The organism is Actinoplanes sp. ATCC 53533 (genome assembly GCF_003947245.1).
This window is the reverse complement of record NZ_QHHV01000410.1, coordinates 1-3,995: the sequence shown is the minus strand read 5'-3', so window position 1 is coordinate 3,995 and position 3,995 is coordinate 1. Positions and strand designations below refer to the sequence as shown.

Genomic DNA, 3,995 nt, shown 5'->3' with positions numbered 1-3,995 from the left:
AAGACGCCGTACGAAATTCTCAGCGGACGCACGGACAACACATTAGCGGCGTGAAAACACGCTAAAAGCACTGTCCGGAAAACGCGCGGCAGCCCAAACACACCCCTCCAACGCACCCGAACCACCCACCTGAGCAGACTCGATCTCACCCTCGCCGCCTAGACAGAATTAGGCAACAGGGTCCTTCCCTATTGGAAACAGCGGATGGAGGCATCCGGGTTCCGCTGTTGATGCCCGAGGGCCGGCCGAAGGGGTGTTTCCCATGGGGAAGCAGAGCGGAGGGTGTTTCCAATTGGGAAGCAGAGCGGAGGTGTTTCCAATAGGGCAGCAGAGCAAAGTCAATTCTGCCGTTACCGGGAGCCCTACTCAGAACGCGGTGGAGGCTGGTGTTGTGGTCCCGCGTGAGGGTGACGATGCGTAACGGCGGTCGCCCGGTGAGGGTTCGCCTGGGTTGTGTGGACTCAGGAGTACCCCGGTGGACGACCGCCGCGTAGGGAGCGTATGACCGGGCTGCGGCCGGACCAACTCACAGGCCTGATTCTGACGGTGTCCACCCTTGTGGGTGATTGGCGGCCGAAGAAGGGCCGCTGCAAGGTCCTGGACCTGCACCGGGCGGTGGTGCTGACCTTGTTCTTGCTGCGGGACGACAACGTGCAGGACGTCGCGGGGGAACTGTTCGGGTGTGCACAGTCGACGGTCTCGCGGGTCGCTCGTGGAGCAGGGCCACGGTTGCGGTCGCGGCACAGGCGGTGCTGCGGGCCAGGCTGGGTGCGGTGCTGCTTGACGGCTTCGTCGCGCCGACCGGGAGCGCGCCGACTGGGGAGCGCGCCGACTGGGGAACGCGCCGACCGGACGGATCTGTTCTCCGGTAAGCACCGGCTTTCCGGTATGAACGTGCAGGCTATCGCGGACCTCGACGGCCGGCTGGTTGACACCGGCACCCCGATCGGTGGCTCGCGGCACGACAGTGTCGCGTTCGCGGCATCCGGGCTCGCCGAACGGTGGGCCGTCCAGCTGGCCGACGGTGGGCCGGGCATGCTCGCTGACAAGGGTTACCCGGGCTGCGGCCCGTCGACGCCGTACCGCGAACCGCCGGCCGGCCACTGACCGAGGTCCGTAAGAGCTGCAACAAGGCATTGAACAGCCTGCGCGCCGCAGTCGAACGCGCCATCTCGCATCTGGTCAACTGGAAGATCCTCGACCTCGGCTACCGCGGTCGGCTCACCGAATTGCGCGGGTCCGGTTCAACGGTTGGGCGGTTGTGGTCACAGCTGTTACTCCCATCCGGTTTCACCTTTTGGTTTAGCTGGATGGCGCTCGGCGATCGTCAGGCTGGGGCGTCTTCCACGGTGGCCGGCGTGGTGGCCGCCCGGGCGCGGCGTCGGCGGATGTGGCGCAGGTGCAGCCAGATGTAGGTGCCGACCACGATCATGCCCGCGCCGATGGCCCAGTACATGTATTTGTGCAGCTGTTCGATGATCTCGACCAGGTGTGTGCCGAGCAGGTATGCGACCGTGCACCACCAGCCCACCCAGAGCGCCGCACCGATTGTGTTGTAGATCAGGAAGGTGCGCCAGGGCATCGCCGTGATGCCGGCGATGACGCCGTTGAGCTGGCGCAGGCCGTCGATGAAGCGGGCCGCCACGACGATCCGGTTGCCCCGGCGGGCGAAGAACTTCTCGGCGCGTTCCAGCCGGGCCGGGGTGATGAGGATGTATTTGCCGAAGCGGTGCACGGCTCGCCGTCCGCCGCGGACACCGATCCAGTAGCCGACGTTGTCGCCGAGCACGGCGGCGATGAAGGAGATCGCGGCGACGGCGAAGATGTCCAGCCGCCCCCAGCTGGAGTAGATCGCCGCGGCGATCATGATCGTCTGCCCGGGCGCGGGGACTCCGAAGCTCTCGACCCCGATGACACCCGCGATGGCGAGATAACTCCACCGGTCGAGGATCGGGGCGACACCGTGCAGGATGCTGGGCAGATCGTCAGCGGGGGGCATGGGCTGAGCAGACTCCCGTTCCTCGGTGTCGGGACCTACGGCCCCGGCCTCCAACCGTATCCACCCGAGCGGATCACCAACGTGGGGGTGCCCTCCAGCTTGTGGATAACTTGTGGAAAAGGTGAGGGTGGGTCAGCCCGCCGGCTGGTCCTTGGTCAGATGGGCCAGCCAGTTCTTTCCGCCCGTGTGGATCAGCGCGTAGCGCCGGGCGCCGTCCCGGCCGTGCAGCGTGAACAGCAGCCGGCGGTCGTTCCGGTCCTCCTCCTGCCACCAGCCGATGTCCGCGATGAACTTGTGCTCGTCGGTGTAGGTGAGGTGATCCAGGTCATGGTCAGGCACGGCGACGGCGAGCCGGTTACCTGCCGGTTCGGTGGGCAGCCCTCGGGGCAGGGCCCAGGATCGCAGCACTCCGTCCTGCTCCAGCCGCAGGTCGAAGTGCGGGGCCGGCCTGCGGTGATCGTGCAGGACGAAGCTCTGACCAGCCGGTCCCTCGGGTGCGTTCACGAGCACCGATTGAACTACATCCGGCCGAGATCCGTTCCCCTGTTGGGATGTCCCCGGAGGAGGGCCAAGTCTTGTCTGGTTCGGTACGTGAAGCACTCGCTGCCCGTTTTCGTCGTGCTCCGCAAGCGGAGTCGCCGGAGAACGCGGAGCCCGTGGTCACCACGGAGCCCGAGGTGACGGCCGAGTCGAAGGCTGAGTCGACGGCTGAATCGTCGGCCGAGTCGACGGCCGGGGCCGAGCCGGCCAAGGTGCGCGGTCGCCTGCGGACGGTTGTCGGGCATGCGCTCACCGTGCTGGCCGTCCTGGTGATCTTCGTCGCGCTGATCATGCCGAACGTGGGCAGCCGGTTCCAGCAGGCGGGCACCTACGTTCGGCTGCCGATCGAGGGATTCCTCGCCATCGGGCTGGTCCTGCTGTTGCCCGGCCGCTGGAAGAAGATCACCGCGGGCATCCTGGGCGCCGGTCTCGCGGTGATCACCATCGAGAAGGTCGCCGACATCGGCTTCCGCAAGACGCTGGCGCGCCCGTTCGACCCGGTCCTGGACTGGGTGCTCCTCGACGACGCCCAGTCGTTCCTCAAGGACTCCGTCGGCCAGGTCGGCGCGATCGGCGCGCTGATCGGCGTGGTCCTGGCGATCCTGGCCATCCTGGCCGGGATGAGCTGGGCTGCCGTACGGGTCACCCGGCTCGCCGAACGGCACCGCCGGGCCACCTTCGGCACCGCCTTGACCGGCACGGCCGTCTGGGTCGTCCTGCTCATGATCGGTGTCCAGGTGTTCGGCACCATCCCGGTCGCCGCCCGCAGCACGGCGATGTACGTCTGGGACCGGGCGCACACGGTGAAGGCCGGCCTGCGCGACGAGAAGGCGTTCGAGAAGCTCGCGCTGACCGACGCGTTCGCCAGCACCCCCGGTGACCAGCTCCTCACCGGTCTGCGGGGCAAGGACGTGATGATCTTCTTCGTGGAGAGCTACGGCCGCTCGGCGATCGAGGACCCCACGCTCAACAAGGGCACGACGGAGGTGCTCGCCGACGGCACCGAGACCCTGAAGAAGGCCGGTTATGTCACCAAGAGCGGCTGGCTCGCCTCGCCCACGGCGGGCGGCGGCAGCTGGCTGGCGCACTCGACGCTGCTGTCCGGGCTGTGGATCGACAAGCAGAACCGCTACCGAAACCTCACGTCGAGCAACCGGCTCACCCTGACCGGGGCCTTCAAGAAGGCCGGCTTCGACACCATGAGCGTCATGCCGGGCGCCACCCGGGCCTGGCCGGAGGGCAACTTCTACGGCTACGACAAGGTCTACGACTCCCGCAACACCGGCTACCAGGGACCGGCCTTCAGCTGGGCGCCGCAGCCGGACCAGTACACCCTCTCGTGGTTCGAGAAGAACGTGCACGGCGTGGAACACGACCCGATGTTCGTCGAGATGCCGCTGGTCTCCAGCCACACGCCGTGGGCGCCGCTCCCGCAGTTCATCGACTGGGACGACGT

General features: G+C 67.2%; 4 protein-coding genes. 2 read left to right on the top strand and 2 right to left on the bottom strand.

Translation table 11 applies throughout. The features are described from left to right. Positions 1–501 precede the first annotated feature (501 nt). Positions 502–1,107, top strand: a complete 606-nt coding sequence (locus DMB66_RS66405; protein ID WP_125812549.1) for a transposase family protein — start codon at positions 502–504, stop codon at positions 1,105–1,107. Positions 1,108–1,327: 220 nt separating this feature from the next. Here the strand turns inward: DMB66_RS66405 and DMB66_RS58430 are convergent, their stop codons facing one another. Both DMB66_RS58430 and DMB66_RS58425 read right to left on the bottom strand, forming a co-directional pair. Further along, positions 1,328–1,999, bottom strand: a complete 672-nt coding sequence (locus DMB66_RS58430; protein ID WP_125812548.1) for a DedA family protein — start codon at positions 1,997–1,999, stop codon at positions 1,328–1,330. A 132-nt stretch (positions 2,000–2,131) separates the two neighbouring features. Next, positions 2,132–2,503 carry a DNA polymerase ligase N-terminal domain-containing protein gene (locus DMB66_RS58425; RefSeq protein ID WP_125812547.1) on the bottom strand — a complete coding sequence of 124 codons (372 nt, stop codon included), beginning with the start codon at positions 2,501–2,503 and terminating at the stop codon, positions 2,132–2,134. A gap of 173 nt (positions 2,504–2,676) precedes the next feature. On the opposite strand from DMB66_RS58425, the gene DMB66_RS58420 reads away from it, so the two are divergent. After that, the coding region (locus tag DMB66_RS58420) for a sulfatase (protein ID WP_199753280.1) at positions 2,677–3,995 on the top strand (1,319 nt) is incomplete at its 3' end.

Coding starts and splice junctions, on each gene's coding strand:
- DMB66_RS58430 (WP_125812548.1), bottom strand. CDS start 1,999: ATGCCCCCCGCTGACGATCTGCCCAGCATCCTGCACGGTGTCGCCCCG.
- DMB66_RS66405 (WP_125812549.1), top strand. CDS start 502: ATGACCGGGCTGCGGCCGGACCAACTCACAGGCCTGATTCTGACGGTG.